This is a genomic window from Brevibacillus sp. SYP-B805 (genome assembly GCF_011059135.1).
Lineage (GTDB): Bacteria > Bacillota > Bacilli > Brevibacillales > Brevibacillaceae > Brevibacillus_F.
Genome location: NZ_JAALGD010000005.1, coordinates 185,629 through 205,666 on the forward strand (window position 1 = coordinate 185,629; position 20,038 = coordinate 205,666).

23 protein-coding genes are annotated in these 20,038 nt (G+C 57.8%); 17 read left to right on the forward strand and 6 right to left on the reverse strand.

The genetic code is table 11. From position 1 onward, the window contains the following. The first annotated feature begins 20 nt into the window (after positions 1 to 20). Positions 21 to 1,220 (forward strand): MFS transporter, encoded by a 1,200-nt coding sequence (locus G3578_RS08685; RefSeq protein WP_165211498.1) that lies wholly within the window; start codon positions 21 to 23, stop codon positions 1,218 to 1,220. Between the two features lie 335 nt (positions 1,221 to 1,555). On the opposite strand, the gene G3578_RS08690 is transcribed toward G3578_RS08685, so the two are convergent. Beyond that, the gene (locus G3578_RS08690) at positions 1,556 to 2,110 is read right to left on the reverse strand and encodes an RDD family protein (protein WP_241254531.1); all 555 of its coding nucleotides are present in this window, start codon (positions 2,108 to 2,110) and stop codon (positions 1,556 to 1,558) included. Positions 2,111 to 2,140: 30 nt separating this feature from the next. On the opposite strand from G3578_RS08690, the gene G3578_RS08695 reads away from it, so the two are divergent. From G3578_RS08695 to G3578_RS08705, 3 genes are all read left to right on the forward strand, one after another. Beyond that, a complete protein-coding gene (locus G3578_RS08695) occupies positions 2,141 to 2,386 on the forward strand; it encodes a hypothetical protein (protein WP_165211501.1) in 246 nt (81 codons plus the stop codon). Positions 2,387 to 2,443: 57 nt separating this feature from the next. Then, a complete protein-coding gene (locus G3578_RS08700) occupies positions 2,444 to 4,360 on the forward strand; it encodes a heavy metal translocating P-type ATPase (protein ID WP_165211504.1) in 1,917 nt (638 codons plus the stop codon). A gap of 86 nt (positions 4,361 to 4,446) precedes the next feature. Then, complete coding sequence (locus tag G3578_RS08705; protein WP_481752733.1) at positions 4,447 to 5,193, forward strand: amino acid ABC transporter ATP-binding protein; 747 nt, start codon at positions 4,447 to 4,449, stop codon at positions 5,191 to 5,193. Between the two features lie 243 nt (positions 5,194 to 5,436). On the opposite strand, the gene G3578_RS08710 is transcribed toward G3578_RS08705, so the two are convergent. Beyond that, entirely contained in the window at positions 5,437 to 6,132 is a 696-nt protein-coding gene (locus G3578_RS08710; protein ID WP_481752730.1) for a polysaccharide deacetylase family protein, read from the reverse strand. Positions 6,133 to 6,302: 170 nt separating this feature from the next. On the opposite strand from G3578_RS08710, the gene G3578_RS08715 reads away from it, so the two are divergent. The 10 genes from G3578_RS08715 (at position 6,303) to G3578_RS08760 (ending at position 12,758) form a co-directional block, all read left to right on the forward strand. Further along, positions 6,303 to 7,103 (forward strand): DUF2797 domain-containing protein, encoded by an 801-nt coding sequence (locus G3578_RS08715; protein ID WP_165211692.1) that lies wholly within the window; start codon positions 6,303 to 6,305, stop codon positions 7,101 to 7,103. 52 nt (positions 7,104 to 7,155) lie between these two features. Then, the gene (locus G3578_RS08720; RefSeq protein WP_165211510.1) at positions 7,156 to 7,326 is read left to right on the forward strand and encodes a hypothetical protein; all 171 of its coding nucleotides are present in this window, start codon (positions 7,156 to 7,158) and stop codon (positions 7,324 to 7,326) included. Between the two features lie 105 nt (positions 7,327 to 7,431). Continuing rightward, positions 7,432 to 8,301: a hypothetical protein gene (locus G3578_RS08725; RefSeq protein ID WP_165211513.1), complete on the forward strand. Its 870-nt coding sequence runs from the start codon at positions 7,432 to 7,434 to the stop codon at positions 8,299 to 8,301. Between the two features lie 59 nt (positions 8,302 to 8,360). Then, on the forward strand, positions 8,361 to 8,723 hold the full coding sequence (locus G3578_RS08730) for a Spx/MgsR family RNA polymerase-binding regulatory protein (RefSeq protein WP_165211516.1): 363 nt from the start codon (positions 8,361 to 8,363) through the stop codon (positions 8,721 to 8,723). 7 nt (positions 8,724 to 8,730) lie between these two features. Continuing rightward, positions 8,731 to 9,927: an aminotransferase class I/II-fold pyridoxal phosphate-dependent enzyme gene (locus G3578_RS08735; protein ID WP_165211695.1), complete on the forward strand. Its 1,197-nt coding sequence runs from the start codon at positions 8,731 to 8,733 to the stop codon at positions 9,925 to 9,927. A 146-nt stretch (positions 9,928 to 10,073) separates the two neighbouring features. Beyond that, positions 10,074 to 10,622, forward strand: a complete 549-nt coding sequence (locus tag G3578_RS08740; RefSeq protein ID WP_165211519.1) for a peroxiredoxin — start codon at positions 10,074 to 10,076, stop codon at positions 10,620 to 10,622. A gap of 79 nt (positions 10,623 to 10,701) precedes the next feature. Continuing rightward, positions 10,702 to 11,154 carry a redoxin domain-containing protein gene (locus tag G3578_RS08745; RefSeq protein WP_165211522.1) on the forward strand — a complete coding sequence of 151 codons (453 nt, stop codon included), beginning with the start codon at positions 10,702 to 10,704 and terminating at the stop codon, positions 11,152 to 11,154. Between the two features lie 62 nt (positions 11,155 to 11,216). Further along, positions 11,217 to 11,597: a glycine cleavage system protein GcvH gene (gcvH, locus tag G3578_RS08750; protein ID WP_165211525.1), complete on the forward strand. Its 381-nt coding sequence runs from the start codon at positions 11,217 to 11,219 to the stop codon at positions 11,595 to 11,597. Between the two features lie 297 nt (positions 11,598 to 11,894). Then, positions 11,895 to 12,329: a hypothetical protein gene (locus tag G3578_RS08755; RefSeq protein ID WP_165211528.1), complete on the forward strand. Its 435-nt coding sequence runs from the start codon at positions 11,895 to 11,897 to the stop codon at positions 12,327 to 12,329. A 36-nt stretch (positions 12,330 to 12,365) separates the two neighbouring features. Further along, on the forward strand, positions 12,366 to 12,758 hold the full coding sequence (locus tag G3578_RS08760; RefSeq protein WP_165211531.1) for a VOC family protein: 393 nt from the start codon (positions 12,366 to 12,368) through the stop codon (positions 12,756 to 12,758). Positions 12,759 to 13,015: 257 nt separating this feature from the next. On the opposite strand, the gene ptsP is transcribed toward G3578_RS08760, so the two are convergent. The 4 genes from ptsP to G3578_RS08780 form a co-directional block, all read right to left on the reverse strand. After that, on the reverse strand, positions 13,016 to 14,743 hold the full coding sequence (gene ptsP, locus G3578_RS08765) for a phosphoenolpyruvate--protein phosphotransferase (protein WP_165211534.1): 1,728 nt from the start codon (positions 14,741 to 14,743) through the stop codon (positions 13,016 to 13,018). 24 nt (positions 14,744 to 14,767) lie between these two features. Next, the gene (locus G3578_RS08770; RefSeq protein WP_165211537.1) at positions 14,768 to 15,025 is read right to left on the reverse strand and encodes an HPr family phosphocarrier protein; all 258 of its coding nucleotides are present in this window, start codon (positions 15,023 to 15,025) and stop codon (positions 14,768 to 14,770) included. A 31-nt stretch (positions 15,026 to 15,056) separates the two neighbouring features. Then, positions 15,057 to 15,905, reverse strand: a complete 849-nt coding sequence (locus G3578_RS08775) for a glucose PTS transporter subunit IIA (protein ID WP_241254532.1) — start codon at positions 15,903 to 15,905, stop codon at positions 15,057 to 15,059. 115 nt (positions 15,906 to 16,020) lie between these two features. Next, positions 16,021 to 16,896 carry a PRD domain-containing protein gene (locus G3578_RS08780; protein ID WP_165211543.1) on the reverse strand — a complete coding sequence of 292 codons (876 nt, stop codon included), beginning with the start codon at positions 16,894 to 16,896 and terminating at the stop codon, positions 16,021 to 16,023. Positions 16,897 to 17,083: 187 nt separating this feature from the next. On the opposite strand from G3578_RS08780, the gene G3578_RS08785 reads away from it, so the two are divergent. The 3 genes from G3578_RS08785 to G3578_RS08795 all read left to right on the forward strand — a co-directional run bounded on the left by G3578_RS08785 (position 17,084) and on the right by G3578_RS08795 (position 19,829). Next, positions 17,084 to 17,443 (forward strand): hypothetical protein, encoded by a 360-nt coding sequence (locus G3578_RS08785; protein ID WP_165211546.1) that lies wholly within the window; start codon positions 17,084 to 17,086, stop codon positions 17,441 to 17,443. A gap of 180 nt (positions 17,444 to 17,623) precedes the next feature. Further along, positions 17,624 to 18,646, forward strand: a complete 1,023-nt coding sequence (locus tag G3578_RS08790) for an aldo/keto reductase (protein WP_165211549.1) — start codon at positions 17,624 to 17,626, stop codon at positions 18,644 to 18,646. Positions 18,647 to 18,659: 13 nt separating this feature from the next. Then, entirely contained in the window at positions 18,660 to 19,829 is a 1,170-nt protein-coding gene (locus G3578_RS08795) for a M20 peptidase aminoacylase family protein (protein WP_165211552.1), read from the forward strand. Positions 19,830 to 20,038 lie beyond the last annotated feature (209 nt).

Genomic DNA, 20,038 nt, shown 5'->3' on the forward strand with positions numbered 1-20,038 from the left:
TGGATAGGAGACAAAGAGAGATGCCTGCTTCACGCTTAACCTTTTACACCTTGATCGTCGTGGTGGCGATCGCGGGATTGAGCCAGGGGCTGACGCTGCCGCTGCTGGCCGTCCTGCTGGAAAAGCAGGGCGTGTCGTCGGTGGCAAACGGCGTGAACGCAGCCGCCCTGTACATCGGCATGATGGCGGTCTCTCCCTGGCTGGAAATCCCGCTTCGCCGTCTGGGGTTCCGGACGACCCTTTTGATTGGCTTGGCGCTGATGGCCTTGGCTACGATTCTGCTGCCCCTGTCCCATCATCTGATACTGTGGTTTGTCTGGCGCATGCTGCTGGGCATCGGGGATTCCGCGCTGCACTTCTCCAGCCAGCTGTGGGTAACCGCCATCGCTCCTCCGGACAGGCGCGGGCGGGATATCTCCATGTACGGCTTGGCCTACGGGATCGGGTTCAGCGTCGGGCCGCTCGGGTTGAATCTGCTGCCGTTCGGTGCCTGGGCGCCGTTTGCCGCGCTGCTGGCCGCCTACGCGATTGCCTTTCTGATGATGGCCCGGCTGCAGAATGCGTATCCGGAAGAGTCATCCCGCCCCTCCGCCGGCCATAACAGGTATGCGCTTGTGTTTCGCCTCGGCTGGTGGGCGCTGCTCCCCTCCTTCCTGTACGGGTATATGGAAGCGTCGCTCAACGCCAGCTTTCCGGTCTATGCGCTGCGGGTGGGCTTATCCGTGGAGTCCGTCTCCGTCATCCTCCCCGCTTTTGTCATCGGCAGCATCCTGCTGCAGCTGCCCATCGGCAGTTTGAGCGACCGCATCGGCCGCAAAAAGGTGATGAGCGTTTGCGCCGGCATCGGGGCGATCGCCTTTTTGCTCTTTCCGCTTGCGGATCAATCGGTCTGGCTGATGATGCTGATCCTGGCTGCGGCCGGTGCTGCAGTAGGTTCCTTTTATTCGCTGGGGCTTGCTTACGCCGCCGATATCCTGCCTTCCAGCCTGATGCCGACGGTGGGCGTGATCGCAGCGATGAATTTCAGCGTTGCCAGCATCCTAGGCCCGAATCTGAACGGCTATGTACTGGATCATCTGCCCCCCGGGCTGATCTTTGCCTTGATGGGGGTTCTGCTCGGTCTCTTCGTCTTGGCAGGTGGGTTGTTTCGGGAAAGGCCGGGCGGCGAAGAGCGGGGCGACACGCTTTCCGCATCAATGAATACGGGCCAGCTGTCATAGGCTCGGCAGCTTGTCCCTCGTAAAAAAGGCCGTTGACAGATGTCAACGACCTTTTTGCGTCCAGCGAAAGGGGCCTTCCTTAGTTCTCTGCTTCCAGGACAATCACCAGCAGAATGAACAGGACCAATGTCAAGAAAAAGTTGTCTCTAAAAAAGCTACCGGACATTTGCTACACCCCCTCACGAAACCGCAGTTTCGTGGGGCGACCAGCCCCACATAATCACAATATGTGGGACAAGGGAGTGTTGCTTTGGTTGTTTGTCCTGATGTTGGAGAAAAACGTCATTTGTCCAACAGCCATAGGCCGTTCCGGAAGAGAAGGCCTTTGCGGGATGTCACGTTTTGGAACGGCGTACTTTTACCACATAGGTTTTGGCGATCATGTCGTGCCAGCCCCGTTTGCGGTCGCTCCAGCCCACCCACAGGTAACCGAGGCCGAGGGGGATGACAGCCAGCAGCTTGCCAACCACCTCGCGTAAAATCACCTGACCCAGCGTCAGCTTGCCCTGTGCCCCTCCGTTGCGGGCACTGATCACCCGGATGCCGGTAAGCATTTTGCCCAAGGTTTGCCCTGTCCACCAGGTAAGGAGAATCGTGTACAAAAAGTCGACCACCATCTCGATCCAATCGATGGGAGAGAAGGCTACTGCCTCATAACCGGCCATGCGGCGCAACGGGTTGAATATCAGAAAGCTGAGGCCGACGAGAAGCAGCGTGTCTGCAAGCGTGGCGGCTGCCCGAATCCAAAAGCCGGCGTACCTGTGGGATTCGTTCGCCGCTCCATCAGGGGTGGGGCCGCCCGACCGTGCACGGGCGCCTGTCAGTGCCGCAGCATCGGTGTTGAGAAAATCCTCGGGCATCTCGATCTCTTTGTTGTCATCCTGACTCATGGGTGTGTCTCCTTCCTGTTGTAGCAGGTATTGACCAAGCAGCTTCCTGGAGGTAGCTTTTGCCCAATCGGCGTGGATTACTCATCGATGGGTGCGGCCGAAACCTTGCCGGGCGATCGGTTCGCAATTTGGGGATTGACGTTTAACGGTTATCAATTTAGAATGATTTTAATAATATTTCCTTTACACAAAAAAATTCACCGCCTGAAAAATAATAATAATCATTATCAATTGAAGTTGCTGTTACCTGCGGGTAACAGCAATCGCCGTTTTTAGGGATGAAATAAGGTTGATTCTCTTTCTCAGTGAAAATGGATACGGAGGGTGATGGGCATGTTTCAAGCAATTGCGATGGCTGTGTCGGCCTTGGGGCTTTTCATCAGCTGGCTGTACGGACCCGTGGCGGGAATCGATTGGGCCTGGGGGGCCATCCTCCTGTGCGGAATCCCGATCGCCTGGGGGGCTCTGCAGGAGCTGTGGCAGGAGCGCAACATCAACAGCGATCTTCTCGTAACCATCGCCATCATTGCCGCAGTATCGATCGGGGAGACCTTTGCAGCCGGCGAGGTCGCCTTCATCATGATGCTCGGCATGTGGCTGGAGCATCGCACCGTGGCCAAGGCTGCGTCCGCTCTGGAAGAGATGGTCGGGCTTGTTCCGGAAGTGGCCCGGGTAAAAAGGGACGGGGAATGGGTGGAAACGCCACTCTCCGATGTGAAGGAGGGCGAGCTGATTCTGGTGAAGCCCGGCGAACAAATCCCCGTCGATGGCATGGTGGTGGCCGGACAGGCGGCGGTCAACCAGGCGGCGTTAACGGGGGAATCGCTGCCGGTTGAGAAACGGATCGGGGATGAGGTATTCGCCGGTACCACAAGCACCAACGGAATGATCGAAGTGGAAGCCCGGCGCGTTGGGGAGGAAACCACCTTCATGAAGGTGACGAAGCTCGTCGCCGAAGCGCTGGAAAACAAGGCGCCTGTCCAGCGGGTCCTCGACCGCTGGGCAGCCTGGATCGTGCCGAGCAGCCTCGCCCTTGCCCTCCTGGTGTATGCGCTGACGGGCGATGTTGTGCGGGCGGTAACGATCCTGATCGTCTTTTGCCCGTGCGCCCTTGTGCTGGCTACGCCGACCGCCATCATGGCAGCCATCGGCAGCGCGGCCAAACACGGGATTCTGGTGAAAAGCGGTCTTGCCCTGGAGCAGGTGGGCCTGTTAAACGCGCTGCTGTTCGACAAGACGGGGACGCTGACCGAAGGCAGGCTGCACGTAACCGGCGTGGCGCACGCGGCGGGCGAATCGGGCGACGGGCTGCTGCAGACGGCCGCCGCTCTTGAACAGTATTCGGAGCATCCGTTGGCACAGGCGATCGTCGCAGCGGCCCAACAGCGCGGTTTGGCGCTGCCGGAAGCGGCAGACTTTACGGTGCATGCCGGCAGCGGGGTGTCGGGACGCGTGGGCGACCGATTCGTGCTTGCGGGCAACCGCCGATTGATGCAGGAAGCCGGCGTGGACATCAGTGAAATGGAAGAGATTCTGCTGGAGAAGGAACGCCTTGGCCACACGGGCGTGCTGGTTGCCGTCAACGGCAGGATCGCCGGCATGGTGACGCTGGCCGACCGCATCCGTCGCGAGGCCAAGGAGACGATCAGCCGCCTCCGGTATCATGGGGTCGGCGACATCGCCATCCTCACCGGGGACAATTACGGCGCCGCGCGTCATGTGGCGGAACAGGCGGGGATCGCCACCGTGTATGCCGAGCAGTTTCCGCAGGCCAAATATGAGAAAGTACAGGAATATCGCGAGCGGGGACTCGTCGTCGGCATGGTGGGGGACGGGATCAACGATGCGCCCGCCTTGACGGCCGCCCATGTCGGCATAGCCATGGGCGCAGGCGGCACCCAAATCGCCGCACAGGCCGCCGATATCGTGCTGTTGAGCGAGGATGTGTCGAAGCTGGCCGACCTGGTGAAGCTGGGGCAAAGAACGCTGCGTGTGATCCGGGAGAATCTGCTTGTCTCCACCCTGATCAATGCCGCAGCCATTCTGCTGGCGATGACCGGAGTGATGGGACCGGTGATGGGGGCGTTCGTCCATAATGCCACCTCGGTGCTGGTGGTGCTCAATTCCGCCCGTTTGATCGGATACCTGACCCGAACGGACAAAAAACGCAAGGAAAGCGGCGCACCGCTTGCCGGCTGTGCCAGCTGCCACTGCCCGGCGGGTTCCTGCCAGCTGAAGCTGTCCAAATAACTGGCAGGAGAAAGAACATGCTTTTTTGCCCAATCTGCGATACAATGGAACAAGCAGAAACGACGGATAAGGGGGCATTCAGTCACGTGATCATCCAGGTAACCGATCTCCATAAAAACTACGGCAAGCTTGAAGTGTTGAAAGGCATTACCACACAGGTGGCGGAACGGGAAGTGGTATGCGTGATCGGTCCTTCCGGATCGGGGAAGAGTACCTTTTTGCGCTGCCTCAACCAGCTGGAGGAAGTAACCAGCGGCCGCATCGTGATCGACGGTAAAGACCTGACCGATCCGAGAACCGATATCAATAAAGTACGGGAAGAGGTGGGCATGGTCTTTCAGCGCTTCAATCTCTTCCCGCACAAAACCGTCCTGGAAAACATCACCCTGGCGCCGATCAAGGTGAAAAAGATGGCGCCGGAAGATGCGAAGAAGCGCGCCCTGGAGCTGCTGGAGAAAGTGGGGCTCCGCGACAAGGCGGATGTGTATCCCGATCGGCTTTCCGGCGGCCAGATGCAGCGCGTGGCCATCGCCCGCGCGCTGGCCATGAATCCGAAGGTAATGCTGTTCGACGAACCTACCTCTGCCCTCGACCCGGAGCTGGTGGGCGAGGTGCTGGCCGTGATGAAGCAGCTGGCCAAGGAAGGCATGACCATGGTGGTGGTGACCCACGAAATGGGCTTTGCCCGGGAGGTGGGAGACCGCGTGATCTTCATGGATCGCGGCGTGATCATGGAGGAAGGCACACCCGAGCAGATTTTTACCAATCCGAAAAACGAACGCTTGCGCTCGTTTTTGAGCAGCGTCTTGGGAAAAACGGCGGCCCTTTCCTAACAGAGAGGGCCAGGCTGTCGATAGAGTCGGCAGCCATTTTTTCGTATATTGGAATGTTTAAGTACTTTAAAGCAATAAAGCAAGGTGGAGAAGCTGGGGGCCCCCGCCGACAACAGCAAGGGACCCCGCTCGGCAAAGCGTTAGCTATTGCCGAGTGGGTGGAGCGTTCGCTTAAGTCGGCGGGGATTTCTTATGGAAGCGGTCTCCTGAACAGGACGGACTTTGTCGCGCCGCTGCGGCATGCTATCTGGACGCTTCCAGCAGCTGGCTGATCGTGACGAACTTGTAGCCTCTGGCACGCAGATCCGTGATCAACTCCTGCAGAGCCGCCAGTGTCTGCCGCTGGTTCAGTCCGCCATCGTGAAACAGCACGATATCGCCGGAAGAGACGTTTTTCTTCACGCTGTTGGCAATCACGGAGGCGGTCCGCTCCAACGACCAGTCGCGGGGATCGACGGACCAGTGAATCAGGTCGTAGCCGGAGGATTGGACTGCGTTCCATACATCGTGGGTCATCACGCCCCCCGGCGGCCGGTAATATTGGGGGAGCACGCCGGTTGTCCGGTAGATCGATCGCTCCGTCCGTTTGATCTCATCGTAAATCTCCTGCTCCGTCAGCTTGTGCAAATCGCAGTGATGATAGCCGTGGTTGCCGATCTCATGCCCGGCTTTCTTGATCCACTGCATCACCTTCGGATATTTGTCCACCTGCGCGCCCAGCACGAAAAAGGTGGCGGGCACACCGTTTTGATGAAGGGTCTCCAGAATGAGCGGGGTATAGCGGGCATCGGGCCCATCGTCAAACGTCAGGGCCACCACTTTTTTCTGCGTGTCGATCCGGTGGATCGGCTGGTAGGCGGGGTGGCTGTGTAAGGCAGGCAGCGGCACGGAAAAGAGCAACGCGATGACCAATGGCAAGGAAAGCGCCCGACAGCGCAAGAAGACCACCTCATTTTCGTTTTTCATCTAGATAGCTTGGCCGGGGAGAAACAAAACATGCTTCCCCGACAGCCGGTTCTCCGTGAAATTTTTGACAGTCGGCAAACTCCCGGCGCCGGGAACGATTGTGGTACAATGGGACCATACATATGAACAAAGGGGAGACGCATGTGGAACTCCGCGGTGTATTGCATGGGCTTGTCCATCGTTACGAGCACAAGAACGAACCGGTTTCCTATTTTATGCAGATAAATGAAGAGAAAATGCCGCTGAACGAGCTTCTGGGCGGGCAGCTGACCCTATCGTTTCTGGGGGAGAAGAACTGCATCGCCTGCGGCCGCAAGACGAACAAAACGTTCAACAACGGGTACTGTTACCCGTGTTTTACCAAACTGCCGGAAAACGACCTGTGCATCGTGAAACCGCACGAATGCCATTTTGACAAAGGCACCTGTCGGGATGAGAGCTTCGGGGAGACGCACTGCATGATCCCGCATTACGTCTATTTGGCCCTGTCCAGCGATGTGAAAGTGGGCCTCACCCGCAAGCACAACCAGCTGAAACGGTGGGTGGACCAGGGGGCGGTGCGGGCGATCCCGATCGCGGAGCTGCCGACGCGGCGGATGGCGGGCGAGCTGGAGGCCCACCTCAGCCAATATCTGCCGGACAAGACCAACTGGCGCAAGATGCTGAAAGGCGAGGTGAATGAAGTGGATCTGCTCGTCTTGCGCGAGGAGGTGTACGGTTATTTTCCCGATGCGTTCAAGCCATTTTTCCTGCGGGAAGACGAGTGGGTGGACATTACCTATCCGGTGCTGGAGTCGGCGGGCAAGATCAATTCTCTCTCGCTGGACAAGCAGGAGAGCATCAGCGGCAGGCTGATCGGCGTCAAGGCCCAGTACCTGATTCTCGATTGCGGCGTTTTCCATGCGAAAAAGCACGCCGGCTATCAGGTAAGCGTCACTGCATAAGAATGCTCTCCATACTTCACACTGAGAGAAAACAGGTGAAGGAGAGACGTTGATGGACCCAACAATCGAGTACACCGATGAACTGACCGGCACGCTTGCCGAAGCGGCGGAAAAAGATCCGCTCGGCGTGCCGTACAGCCCGCTGCAGCAGATGTGGCAGGTGAATCCGGGAGCGGAAGCGATCGACCCGTCGGATACGGTGGGGCAGCAGGAGACTCCCTGAAGCGGAGAAAGCGGCAGCATGGTAATACCGGCTGGCCGCTTTTTTCTCATAAATGGTAGAATGGTTTGGAAAAACATTGCATTTCCAAGGGGCAGGAGGATGGCGATGAAAGGGTGGATCTATGCAATTGTGGCCGCTCTGCTGGTGTCTGCTGCAGGCTATGGAGGCTTCCTGATGGGACATGACAGCGCAGACATCCGTGCAAGGGGAGAGAAAATTAAGCTTGAACAGAAAATAACCGCCCTGCAGACGGAAGTGGAGCAGTTGCGGAAGAATGCGGCTGAGAGAGAGGAGGGGGATGTGGCCGTCCAGGACCATGACGGGTTAATCCGCTGGTTCCGGACGACGGATGACAAAGGCGTCGGTATCGAGCATACGCCCGAGGAGCTTCTCGCCTTGACGCAGAACCCGGAGAACAGGGATTACAAACAAGTGTTGAAGCGTTTCGTCAGCGAAGCGCTGGGAAAGGAGATCGCCAGCTTTCAAACGGCAAGCCGCACCCTCAATCCGCGCGAAGTACTGGTGATGACTACCGATCATGAAGCGCTGCAGATTCATATGAAAAAATGGAGCAATTACGACCAGATCTGGACGGTGACAGGATACAACAATCTCTTTCCAGCATCGGAGAATCTCGATCCGGTTCAACGCTATCGTACCCTCAAGATGGGGGATGCGCCCCAACCGGTTCAGGAGTGGGCGAGCAAGCTGCTGGGGACACCGGAATGGCAGCAAGCGTTTACCACGCAGGATGGAAAAACATACATTCTCCTCAAAACATCTTCCAGCCCGACGGATTCGGTTGAGGTGGAGGATATCGGCATCTGGGCAAATGAGATGTATGTCGATTACCATCGCTATGAGTTTGGCAAATCGGCCGATCCCTCCCTGATCAACGATTATTTGCTGCTGGAAGCAGATTACCCGGCGGATCGGGGCGTCCGTTTCACCGAAACGTATGCGTACCGCGAATAGGTTTGAGCCTGTCCCTTTTGCCATGATATGCTTAAAGAGAGAAAGCGAGGAGATGCAGAGTGACTATCACAGCTTACTTGTATGACAAATGCAGCACCTGCCGCAAAGCGAAGCAGTGGTTGACCAGGGAAGGCGTTCCGTTTACGGAGGTACCGATCGTGGAGTCGTCGCCGACCAAGGAGGAGCTGCGCGCCATGTGGCAGGCAAGCGGCCTTGACCTGCGCAAATTTTTCAATACCAGCGGACAGCTCTACCGTGAGCTGGGGCTGAAAGAGAAGCTGCCGACGATGTCGGAAGATGAGATGCTGGAACTGCTCGCCTCCCACGGCAAGCTGATCAAGCGCCCCCTGATCAGCGACAAGAAAACGGTGACGCTCGGCTTTGATGAAGCCGAACTTGCCAAAGCATGGGGGAAAAAGTGAGATGGGGATGCCAACACCTTCGCGCAGATTGGAGCATCTGACATCGGCGATTTTTACCGAAATGGCGCAGCGCAAGCGTGAAGTGGCCCGCAAGCGGGACGTGATTGATCTCGGGATCGGCAGTCCGGACAAACCGCCTGCCCCCCATCTGATGGAAGCGCTCGCCCAGGCGGTCAACCGGCCGGATGTCTACGGCTATCCCGGTTCGGAAGGATCGAGCGCTTTCCGGGAAGAGGTGGCTGCCTGGTATCGGCACCGGTTCGGCGTGGCGCTGGATCCGGAGCGGGAAGTCCACGCCCTGATGGGCTCTCAGGACGGCCTTGCCCATTTTGCCCTGGCCTGGGCGGATCCGGGCGATGTGGTGCTCGTCCCGGACCCCGGTTATCCCATCTATGCGGGAAGCGTATATCTGGCGGGAGCGGAGCTGTACCCCATGCCGCTTGTGGCGGAAAACCGGTTTTTGCCCGACCTGTCCGCCATTCCCGAGGAGATCTGCCGGCGGGCCAAGTTCATGGTGCTGAACTATCCGAACAATCCGGTCTCGGCGGTGGCGCCGCTCTCTTTTTTTGACGAGGTCGTTCGGTTTGCCAAACGGCACGGCATCATTGTCGCGCACGATCTGGCCTATTCGGAGATGGCGTTTGACGGGTATCGTCCGCCCAGCTTCCTGCAGGCGGAGGGGGCCATGGAGGTGGGGATCGAGTTCAACTCGTTTTCCAAAAGCTTCAATATGGCAGGCTGCCGCATCGCCTACGTGGTCGGCAATGCCGAGATCATCAAGCCGCTGGCCATCGTCAAGTCAAATGTGGATTACGGGGTTTTCGCCGCCGTCCAGGAGATGGCGGTCGCGGCGCTGCGCGCGGACCGCAGCGGGCACTTTCCCAATCCCACCGGCGCTCTGTACCAGGAACGGCGGGATGTGCTGCTGAAGGCGCTGGCGGAAATCGGGTGGAGGATCGACCCGCCGAAGGCCACGATGTTCGTCTGGGCGCCCATCCCGGCTGGCTGGGACTCGCGCAGCTTTGCCTTTGCCCTGCTCGAGCGTGCGGGCGTCGTGGTGATCCCGGGCAATGCGTTCGGCGCCCAAGGGGAAGGCTACGTCCGCATGGCGCTGGTTCAGGAACCGCATGTTCTGGCCGAGGCGGCGAGAAGGATCGGCGAGAGCGGCGTCCTGCAGGCGCGTTCTGCAGAGCGGGATGTATAAAGAACCCGCGAGCGGGGCAGGATGTTGATGGCGCAAATGCGCTTCTAGGTTGAAATTATTCCTATATTGTATTGACTATAAACTGGGCGGTTTGATATAGTGATAACTGTGTAAAGCAAAATTACTTTCCAAGGAGGTTCTCACCTATGGCACAACGTTTGGTTGGTCTTCCGGCACCAGATTTTACAATGGAAACCGCTCTCGGAAACGGCAAGGATTTCGGCAAGGTTTCCCTCTCCGATTACAAAGGCAAATGGTTGGTTCTTTTCTTCTATCCGCTCGACTTCACCTTCGTTTGCCCGACGGAAATTATCGCGCTGAGCGACGCATATGAGGACTTCAAGGATCTGGATGCAGAGATTCTGGGTGTCTCCACCGACTCGATTCACTCCCACCGCGCATGGATCAACACCCCGCGCGACAAGAACGGTCTCGGCGGCCTGAACTACCCGCTCGCGTCCGACATCCTGAAAACCACCGCCCGCAGCTACGGCGTGCTGGATGAAGAAGGCGGCGTAGCGTTCCGCGGTCTGTTCATCATTGATCCGGACGGCATTCTGCGCTACCAAGTGGTAACCGACATGAACATCGGCCGTTCCGTCGACGAGACGCTGCGCGTGCTGCAGGCGCTGCAAGCCGGTGGTCTCTGCCCGGCCAACTGGCGTCCGGGTGAAGCGCTGCTGCAAGCGAAGTAATCGGTTTACACGCAAGCATGGAAAAGGGTCTAACTTTCTGGCGTTAGACCCTTTTTGATCATAACAAAGGAGGAAGAACATGCGTCTGCGCGAAGAGCTGCCTGATTTTCCGGGGGTTACGGAATGGGTAAACGGTCAGGTGACCAAAGCGGATCTGGCCGGCAAGCCGGTGCTGGTTCATTTCTGGTCGGTCAGCTGCTACATGTGCAAGGAATCCTTGCCGCAAATCAATGAATGGCGGGATAAATACAAGGAAAACGGTCTGCAAGTAGTCGGCGTACATATGCCGCGCTCCGAAGCGGATACCGATATTCAGGCGATCAAGGATACGATCGCCCAGTACAATCTGATTCACCCCATCGCTATCGACAATGGCATGAAGACTACGGACGCCTTCCAGAACGAGTATGTGCCGGCGTTCTACCTCTTTGACGAAACGCTGCAGCTGCGCCACTTCCAGGCTGGCGAGAAAGGGCTCAATCTGTTGAAAAAACGTCTGCACAGAATTTTGGGGAGTGAAGAGGAATCCTAGGAGTTTTGTCCAATACTAAGAGGGTAATCATCCGATTGAATGCGATGGGAGGATCTGCAGAAATGGAATTTCCGAAAGAGCTTCGCTACAGCGAAGAGCATGAATGGGTACGCGTCGAAGGGAACAAGGCATATATCGGGATTACCGCTTTTGCCCAATCCGAGCTGGGGGACATTGTGTTCGTGGAACTGCCGGAAGTCGGCGCGACGGTGAAGCAGGATGAACCGTTTGGCAGCGTGGAATCCGTCAAAACCGTTTCCGAGCTGTATGCGCCTGTCAGCGGCAAGGTTATCGAAGTGAATGGCGAGCTGGAGTCTGCTCCTGAGCTGGTCAACTCTTCGCCGTACGACAAGGCGTGGATGATCGTTGTCGAAATGTCCGATCCGGGCGAACTGGAGAAGTTGTTGGATGCCGACAAGTATGCGGCGATGGTAAAAGAATAGGCATGACCAAGGCTGACATCCGCGATGCGACAGGTGTCAGCTTTTTGCTTTCCATGAGTGCGGGGGCCCTGCGGTTCGGGCTGACAGGAAAAGGATGCCTTTTTAATTGTCGGATTACTTTGAAAAAATGGCGCCGGCGTCCGGTTTTCGGTACAATAAAAGTGCTCCCCATGATTTGGCTGGATGTGTTGGCAGCTTTTGCGCATGGAAGAGACGGAAGCGTCTGCGGTACAATCAATAGGTGCAACGAAAAAGCAGATGAGACAGCAGGAGGTTGCACGCAAGGAGGGAGAGCGTATGAGTTATTGCTGTGGTGCGGGGATGATCGGATCGATTGGCACGGTCAGACATCAGCGGACATTGATCCGCAATGTGCCGATCCTGTACTGCCCTGCCTGCGACCGGATCGACGTGCATCCTTCAATCGAGATGGAGTACGAGATCCTGGTGGAGTACGCCCAGGGGGATCGGTCTCCGGAAGTGGATTTCAGCGATTTCGTCAATATTGAACATAGACAAGAGTTGTTTGAAAATTGTACGATGGTGGATGACGGCACCGGCTTCGGGGAGGTGCTGCGCCAGCAGATCGACATCTCACTGGATCTTCTCGGCGTTGCGAAAGCGCTGGAGGACGACGAGTGGCGGCAGGAGTTGAAAGACCGTTTGCATAGACTAAGCGAACGTCTGAATAAGTACAATAAGCGCAAGGAGATTTCACAGCGAAGCGCTTAATGGCTGCGAATCGTCGTCGCTTGGGAGGCTGGATTCATGTTTTATTTGAAAGGCGTTCATCATATTGCGCTCAACTGCCGCGATGTGATGAGGGTGGCCCGTTTTTTTGCAGAGATTCTGGAGGTGCCGGTCCCGCTGGAGAAGGCGGTGGAAGGAGAGCCCATCTACTTTATGGTCGGCCCCCAGACGAGAATCGGGCTGCATCCCGCCAAGGAAGAAGGGCGCAACGGCATCGGTCAGATGGATCACATCGCGTTTTCCGTTTCCACCCGGGCAGAGCTTGATTATCTGGTCGACAAGCTGGAAGCGGAGAACATCTGCTATCGCGGCCCGATCGAACGGCCCGAAAGCTTTAACCTGTACTTTGAAACGCCGGAGGGGCATCATCTGGAAGTGCGCCTCGACAAGGATGAATGGGACGACACCTGATGCGGGTGTCGTTTTTTATGGTTGCAGGGGGGCTGGAATGGGGGCATGGGGCGATGGGGCCAGGCGAGCTCCTTTGACGACCTGCTCAGCGCAGAAACGAAAGACGCGGGGAAAAAGGGGGCGTGAGTCTCACATCGCTGAGACACCCGGATGTTGAGCCCCCTTCCCGCGTCTCGTTTCGGAGCGGACATGGTACACTTCTCGCGGGTCGTCAAGAGAGCGAGCAGGAACCATCGTCCATGACAACTTTTCCGAGATTACAGCTTGTCCATGACATGTTCCTGCAGATAGGCGACGATCGCTTCGCTGCTGTCGAGGGTCATCACATGGCGGGCGATCTCTTTCATCCGGCCCTTGTCAAGCTGCTTCACCAGGTGGCGGGCACGCAGAATGGAAGAGGCGCTCATGCTGAACTCGTCCAGCCCCATGCCAAGAAGAAGCGGAATGGCCGTCAGGTTGCCTGCCATCTCGCCGCACATGCCGACCCATTTGCCTGCGCTGTGGGCCGCCTGAATGACGTGTTGAATCAGGCGCAGCACGGCCGGATGGAACGGTTGGTACAGATGGGAGATTTTTTCGTTCATGCGGTCCACCGCGATGGTGTACTGAATCAGGTCGTTGGTGCCGATGCTGAAGAAATCAACCTCTTTCACCAACTGGTCGGCGATCATGGCGGCAGACGGGATTTCGATCATGATGCCCACTTCCATCGTCGGGTTGTAGGCGATGCCTTCGCGGGCTAGCTCCTCCTTCACTTCTGCCAGCAGCTGATTGGCCTGGCGCAGCTCGTGCAGGGACGAGATCATCGGATACATCATCTTGATGTTGCCGAAGGCGCTGGCCCGCAGGATGGCGCGCAGCTGAGTCTTGAACATCTCCGTGCGGTCCAGGCAGAGGCGAATGGCGCGGTACCCGAGGAACGGATTCATCTCTTTCGGCAGGTTGAGATAGGGAAGCTCCTTATCCCCGCCGATGTCCAGCGTCCGGATCACGACCGGCTGCGTGCCGCCGAATGTTTCGGCCACCGCCTTGTATGCCTGGAACTGTTCATCTTCGGTGGGCAATGCCGACCTGCCCATGTACAAAAACTCCGTCCGGTACAGGCCGACGCCTTCCGCTCCATATTCTTTCGCCAGCACGGCGTCCTGCGGATTGCCGATGTTAGCCACCAGCTCTACCCTTGCGCCGTCAGCCGTCACGGACGGTTCGTCCTTCAACTGCTGCAGCAGTACTTTCTGGGCCGATTCCCGCTCGGCTTTTGCCTTGTAAGCTGCGACAAGATCGGGGGACGGGTTGACGTAGACAAGCCCTTCGCTGCCGTCCAGGATGAGGATGTCTCCCGGTTTGACGTTTGCCGTGATCTCCTTCAGCCCCACCACGGCGGGAATGTCCATGGACCGGGCCATGATGGCAGAGTGGGAGGTACGGCCGCCGATGTCCGTCGCGAACGCGGAGACCTTGCTGCGATCCAGCTGCGCGGTGTCGGAGGGGGTAAGGTCGTGCGCCAGCAGGATGACCGGTTCGTTGAAATCATCCAATGACGCGGTTTTCGCCCCTGTCAGCTTGCGCAGCAGCCGGTTGCGGATGTCGCGGATATCCGCGGCCCGCTCCCGCATATACTCGTCATCCATGCTGTCGAACAGCGCGATAAAGCTGTCCGCCACCTCTTGCAGGGCCGCTTCGGCATTGACGGCTTCGGTCCGGATCTTCGCTTCGATGGCGCCGATGAATTCCGGGTCTTGCAGGAGCAGAATGTGGGCGGAAAAGATCTCCGCCTGCTTTTCCCCCATCTTTTGCCGGGTGGATTCCCTGAGCGCTTCCAGCTCCTCGATGGCGAGCGACGTATGATCGGAGAAGCGCTTCACCTCACGTTCAATCTCCGCCTGCGGAATGGTCCGCTTCTGCACCTCGATTTTTTCCTCCAGCAAAAGGAAGGCGGGCCCGATGGCATAGCCGGGGGCCGCCCCAATTCCCTTCCATTGCATGATGCTTCGCCTCTTTTCTGCTCTCTATTCGAAGATGGTTTCGATGACGGCTCCCACGGCTTCCAGCGCTTCCGCCTCTTTTTCGCCGCTGGTGATCACGGTAAGCTGCTCGCCCTGCTTGGCGGCCAATGCCATCAGGCCCATGACGCTTTTGGCATTGATCTGTTTGCCGTCTTTCACCAGATAAATGTCACAAGGATAGGAGTTGGCAGTCTGGGCCAGCTTGGCTGCCGGTCTGGCGTGAAGACCAGTCGGGTTTTTTACGGTAAATACTTTTTCCATAATGAGGTTCCTCCTTTATTTTGAAAAGATGTTACAGGATTTCAATGGCTGCCGCTTCGGTTTGGGCGGCTGCGGCTTTCCCTTTTGTGACGGACAGGCGATGTTCCGGCTTCAGATTGGTAAACACAACCGGTGTGATCGTCGGTTTGGCCTGTGCCTCGAGAAAGCCAAGGTCCACCTGCAGCAGCGGGGTGCCTACTTCTACATTGTCTCCTTCTTGGCACAGGGATTCAAATCCTTCTCCCCGCAGCTTGACGGTATCGATGCCGACGTGGATCAGAAGCTCAAGCCCGGAGTCGGTGACGAGGCCGATGGCGTGCTTCGTCGGGAAGAGGGTGGCCACTTTCCCCTTCACCGGCGAGACGACCATGCCATTCGCCGGCTTGATCGCAAAGCCGTCTCCCATCATTTTTTCCGCGAAGACGGGATCCGGGACGTCCGCCAAGTCCACGATCTCGCCGCTCATGGGGGCGACGATGGCGGTAAAGGCAGGGAAGAGGTCTTCCGCTGCAGCCTGCGGGGCGCTTTCCGCCATCACCGGCTCGGCCGCTGCCCCGGCCTCCCCGTTTATGAGAGCCTTGATCTGCTCTTTCAGCGAGTCGGACTGCGTTCCAAAAATCGCCTGAAAGCGGTTGCCCATCTCCAGAACATTGGCCGCGCCGAGACGCATTAACGCCGCTTTGTCCACGCGGGACGGTTCTTTCACCGATACGCGCAGACGGGTGATGCAGGCATCCAGGACAGTCAGGTTCTCCATGCCGCCCAGGGCTTGCAGGACGTTGGCCGCGAGACTGCCTGTCCGTGCGGGGGCAGCGTCGACCGCTTCCTCATCCGCTTCCCGGCCTGTCTGCTGCAAACCCCGAAACGAATTGTGGAACATGTGATCACCTCTGCTGCTGAAAGTGGTCATGAAAAAACAAAAAAAGGCATGAGCAAGGAAGCAGGCGCGCTTTCCACAGGATGCGCCGGCTGGTCATTACTCATGCCTGATCGAGTCAGTCACATGGTCCGGTATTTATTTTGAAATGGCTTTCAAGCCGTTGGATGTGCAGGGTCAGATAGCCGACCTCCGCTTCGGGCATCTGCAGCTTCAACTCGTTTTGCATGATTTTGACGAGTTTATAGCTGAGATTGTAGCATACGGGATATTCTTTCTGCAATAAGGTGCTTAATGGGTGATTTTCCCCCAGGCCCTGCCCCTTCTCCGCCCGGTCGATGGCGAAGCGCAGGTGGGTCACCAGCCTGGCGTAGTCGGTAGAGGTTTTGTCGATCCGAATGGACAATTCTTTTTCAATTAGCTCCACCAGGAGGGCGATAAGCTTGGAAAAGCGGTTCATGGCCGCGATGGTCTGATTGGTTTGCGCGCTGCGCAGGTGAAGCGTGATGAACCCCAGCTCGTCTTCGGGGATTTCCAGACCGAGCTGCTGCTTCGCCAGGGGAATGATCGCCTCCGCGATGGCGTATTCCGCCGGATACAAGCTTTTCACTTCATGCAAAAAAGGGTTGTAGATGCGGATGCCCTGCCGCAGGCGTTTGATGGCAAACGACAGGTGATCGATGAACGAGAAGGCGAACTCTTCCGATAGCGGGTGGTTGAGGGCCTTCTCTACATGACGAATGTATTCCTGGATGGTCCGGATCACCTCTTCCTCCGTTTCGGCAAACAGCAGCAGCATCGCCTCCCTGCTGCTGTCCGAGGAAGGGACAAACACCCGTTCAATCGCTTCATCGTGCCGGATGATATCGTTTTTCTTCCGTCCGTAGCCGATGCTTTTTCCGAGCAGGATCACTTCCTGCTCGGCGTCATCCACCGCCAGGACGGCGTTGTTGCCGATTATTTTTCGGGCTGTATAGCGTTTCTGACTCTCCATGGGTATCACCACTACAACAATACCATAGAAAGGCCGCCTGCCGACATGGAAAAGTTACCTGTACGCGCACGGATTGTCGAACATTTTTCCCTCCGGCTGACAGCAGCCGACAAAGCCTTCCACCGCTCGCGAAAGGATTCGACGCGCCCCTGCCCGAACATGGTTGCAGCGAAGGAAGGTGTTGGCAATGCTCTCATTGGCTGCCCGATTGCACGCGTTCGTGGAAGCACTGCACCGCAAACCGCATGTGGCGGTATTGCTCAACGGATGGGAACGGAAAGTGGGCATCATCACGGAGGAAGAGGCACAGCGCTGCTGCCTGCTGTGGTTTCGGGCGGGGAAGGCGGAAATCGTGCCGTGGACGGAAGGGGTTACGCCCGATCTCGTCCTTCGCGGCGCCGAACGCCATCTGCTTACGCTGTTTGCCGGAGAAACGCTTTCGTATCTGCATGTGAAAACGCGGATTGAAACGACAGGGTCGGTGCGGGACCAGTTGAAGCTGGACGCCCTGATCCGGCTGGCCGCCGCCGGTGACGCGGCAAAGTGACAGCCGTGCCGACGGATGGGGCCCGTCGGGAGAGCCCTGCAAAAATGCTCCTTTTTTAATATAGGCTCATGGTGGTATGGAAAGGAGGCGCTTTCATTTGCGGAGCGCCAAAGCGGAACAAAGAAACGCCCACCGGATCGGAAGTGGTATGGTATAATGCACCTGGGAGTGGATGGAATAATGAAGAGAAACATACTGGGCAGGACCGGTCTGGAGGTTTCCCATCTCGGTTTTGGCGCCATGCGCCTGCAGGGGGTCAGCGAACAGGAAGCCGCACGGGTGCTGCATCATGCGCTCGACCGCGGCATTACTTATATCGATACTGCCGCGGAGTACGGAGACAGCGAAGAAAAGGTGGGCAGGGCGATCGCCGCGCGCAGGGCGGAATACGTGCTGGCCACCAAGACGAAGAAGCGGGATTACGCGGCAGCCAAGGCGGAGATCGAAAATAGTCTGCGTCTTCTGAAAACGGATTACATCGACATTATCCAGATTCATTACGTGAATTATGTCCAGGAATACAAACAGGTGAAAGGGCCGGAGGGGGCCTTGCGGGCTGCCGAAGAGCTGAAAGCGAAAGGCTACATCGGCCATATCGGGATTACCGGACATCGGCCGGAGCTGTTGGCGCGCTGGCTGAAGGACTATCCGTTTGATACGGTGCTGTTTCATCTCAACATGGCCCAGCCCTTCGCGGAGCGCGAGCTGATGCCGACCGCCCTTGAGGAGCAGGTCGGCATGATCGCCATGAAGCCGCTGTCCGGCCCGTTTTTCTCCCATGTGCGGGAGGCGATCCGCTATTCGGCCGGCTCATCCGCTCATGTGATACTGTCGGGCATGAAAAGCGTGGAGGAAGTGGACATGAACCTGGCGGCGATGGAAGGCGACATCACGCCCGAGGAGCGGCAGAGCCTGCTCGCCCTGGCGGAAGGGCTGGATGCGCACGGATGCCGCCGCTGCAACTACTGCTCCTGTCCGCTGGGGATCCGGATTCCGGATACCTTGATCCCGTCGCGCTACCGGGAACGGTTCGGCCTGCTGGAAGCGGGCGAACAGCTGTGGGAGAAATCGGCCGCCAAATTCGCGGCATGCCTGGAACATGAACGATGCCGGGAGAAGCCGCTGTGTGAGCAGGCTTGTCCGTACCACCTGCCCATCCAGGAGGAAATCCGCCGCCTGGCGCAGGTGCAGATCAGCCGTTAAAGGGGAGAAGTAGATGAATACATCGAGGATAAAGGAAACGGTGGAAAAACGGCGGGAGCAGATCATGTCCACCTTTGACCATCTGCATGCCCATCCGGAAATCAGCTGGAAGGAAGTGGAGACCACCCGCTATCTGGCGGAGCGGGCGCGTGCCCTGGGGCTGCGGGTGACGACGTTTGACGACTGCACCGGTCTGGTGGCGGAATGGGGGGAAGGCAAACCGGTGATCGGTCTGCGCACCGATATCGATGCGCTGTGGCAGGAGGTGGACGGTACCTGGCGGGCCAACCATTCCTGCGGCCATGATGCCCATATGACCTTGGTTCTGGAAACGCTCGAGACGCTGAAATCGTCCGGCTTCCAGCCCCCAGGCACGCTGAAGGTCCTGTTTCAGCCGGCGGAAGAAAAGGGGACCGGCGCCCTGAAGCTGGTGGAGAAAGGGGTGGTCGATGACATCGACTACCTGTTCGGCGTGCATCTGCGCCCGATCCAGGAAATGGAGGCGGGCTGTGCCGGACCGGCGATCTACAACGGAGCAGCCATGTTTCTCGAAGGGGAGATAGCCGGAACAGCCGCACATGGCGCGCGGCCCCACCTGGGCATCAACGCGATCGAAGCGGCAGCGGCCATCGTGCATGGCTTGGGCGCCGTTCATACCGATCCGGTTGTGCCGGCCACGGTGAAGATGACGATGCTGCAGGCGGGAGGAGAGAACTACAACATCATTCCCGACCGCGCGACGTTTGCGCTTGATTTGCGCGCGCAGACAAACCAGGCGATGGATGATCTCCTCAGCCGTGTCCGGAAGGTGATCGCCGGTGTGGAAGCGATGTTCGGCGCCACCATCACGCTGAAAACCGGCTCCCGCATGGTGGCGGCGGAAGTGGACGGGCAAGCGAAAAAGCTGATGGAACAGGCGATCGTCGACGTGCTGGGCGAAGAGGGCCTGCGGCCGGCGCCGGTCAGTCCGGGCGCGGAGGATTTCCACTTTTATACCGTGGAAAGGCCCCATCTCAAGGCGACGATGCTGGCGCTCGGCTGTGACCTGCAGCCGGGGCTGCACCATCCGCACATGCGGTTCAAGCGGGAAGCGCTGTTGGACGGGGTGGCGATCCTGTCGCGCGTGGTGATCCGCGCATTTGAAGAAACTTCTGCAACCTTGGACAATCCTGTCCGCGTCTGAAGGGACAGCAACACAACTACCCCTTTTGCAACCGTCTGGGTATCCAGGCGGTTGTTTTTTGGGAAGACTTCCCCTGGACAACCCTTCACATTTTTTTCACACCTTGCACAAAAATCATGTAGCTTAATTCATTAAATGTGATATACTAATTTCATACCAAGCGATTATTAGAAAAATTTTATTGGGATATGATCAGGGGAAGGAGTTCG

Bases quoted from the DNA above. Each gene is read 5' to 3' on its own strand.
- G3578_RS08685 (WP_165211498.1), top strand. From the start codon at position 21: ATGCCTGCTTCACGCTTAACCTTTTACACCTTGATCGTCGTGGTGGCG.
- G3578_RS08690 (WP_241254531.1), bottom strand. From the start codon at position 2,110: ATGAGTCAGGATGACAACAAAGAGATCGAGATGCCCGAGGATTTTCTC.
- G3578_RS08700 (WP_165211504.1), top strand. From the start codon at position 2,444: ATGTTTCAAGCAATTGCGATGGCTGTGTCGGCCTTGGGGCTTTTCATC.
- G3578_RS08720 (WP_165211510.1), top strand. From the start codon at position 7,156: ATGGACCCAACAATCGAGTACACCGATGAACTGACCGGCACGCTTGCC.
- G3578_RS08725 (WP_165211513.1), top strand. From the start codon at position 7,432: ATGAAAGGGTGGATCTATGCAATTGTGGCCGCTCTGCTGGTGTCTGCT.
- G3578_RS08735 (WP_165211695.1), top strand. From the start codon at position 8,731: ATGCCAACACCTTCGCGCAGATTGGAGCATCTGACATCGGCGATTTTT.
- G3578_RS08740 (WP_165211519.1), top strand. From the start codon at position 10,074: ATGGCACAACGTTTGGTTGGTCTTCCGGCACCAGATTTTACAATGGAA.
- G3578_RS08745 (WP_165211522.1), top strand. From the start codon at position 10,702: ATGCGTCTGCGCGAAGAGCTGCCTGATTTTCCGGGGGTTACGGAATGG.
- gcvH (WP_165211525.1), top strand. From the start codon at position 11,217: ATGGAATTTCCGAAAGAGCTTCGCTACAGCGAAGAGCATGAATGGGTA.
- G3578_RS08755 (WP_165211528.1), top strand. From the start codon at position 11,895: ATGAGTTATTGCTGTGGTGCGGGGATGATCGGATCGATTGGCACGGTC.
- G3578_RS08760 (WP_165211531.1), top strand. From the start codon at position 12,366: ATGTTTTATTTGAAAGGCGTTCATCATATTGCGCTCAACTGCCGCGAT.
- ptsP (WP_165211534.1), bottom strand. From the start codon at position 14,743: ATGCAATGGAAGGGAATTGGGGCGGCCCCCGGCTATGCCATCGGGCCC.
- G3578_RS08770 (WP_165211537.1), bottom strand. From the start codon at position 15,025: ATGGAAAAAGTATTTACCGTAAAAAACCCGACTGGTCTTCACGCCAGA.
- G3578_RS08775 (WP_241254532.1), bottom strand. From the start codon at position 15,905: ATGTTCCACAATTCGTTTCGGGGTTTGCAGCAGACAGGCCGGGAAGCG.
- G3578_RS08780 (WP_165211543.1), bottom strand. From the start codon at position 16,896: ATGGAGAGTCAGAAACGCTATACAGCCCGAAAAATAATCGGCAACAAC.
- G3578_RS08785 (WP_165211546.1), top strand. From the start codon at position 17,084: ATGCTCTCATTGGCTGCCCGATTGCACGCGTTCGTGGAAGCACTGCAC.
- G3578_RS08790 (WP_165211549.1), top strand. From the start codon at position 17,624: ATGAAGAGAAACATACTGGGCAGGACCGGTCTGGAGGTTTCCCATCTC.
- G3578_RS08795 (WP_165211552.1), top strand. From the start codon at position 18,660: ATGAATACATCGAGGATAAAGGAAACGGTGGAAAAACGGCGGGAGCAG.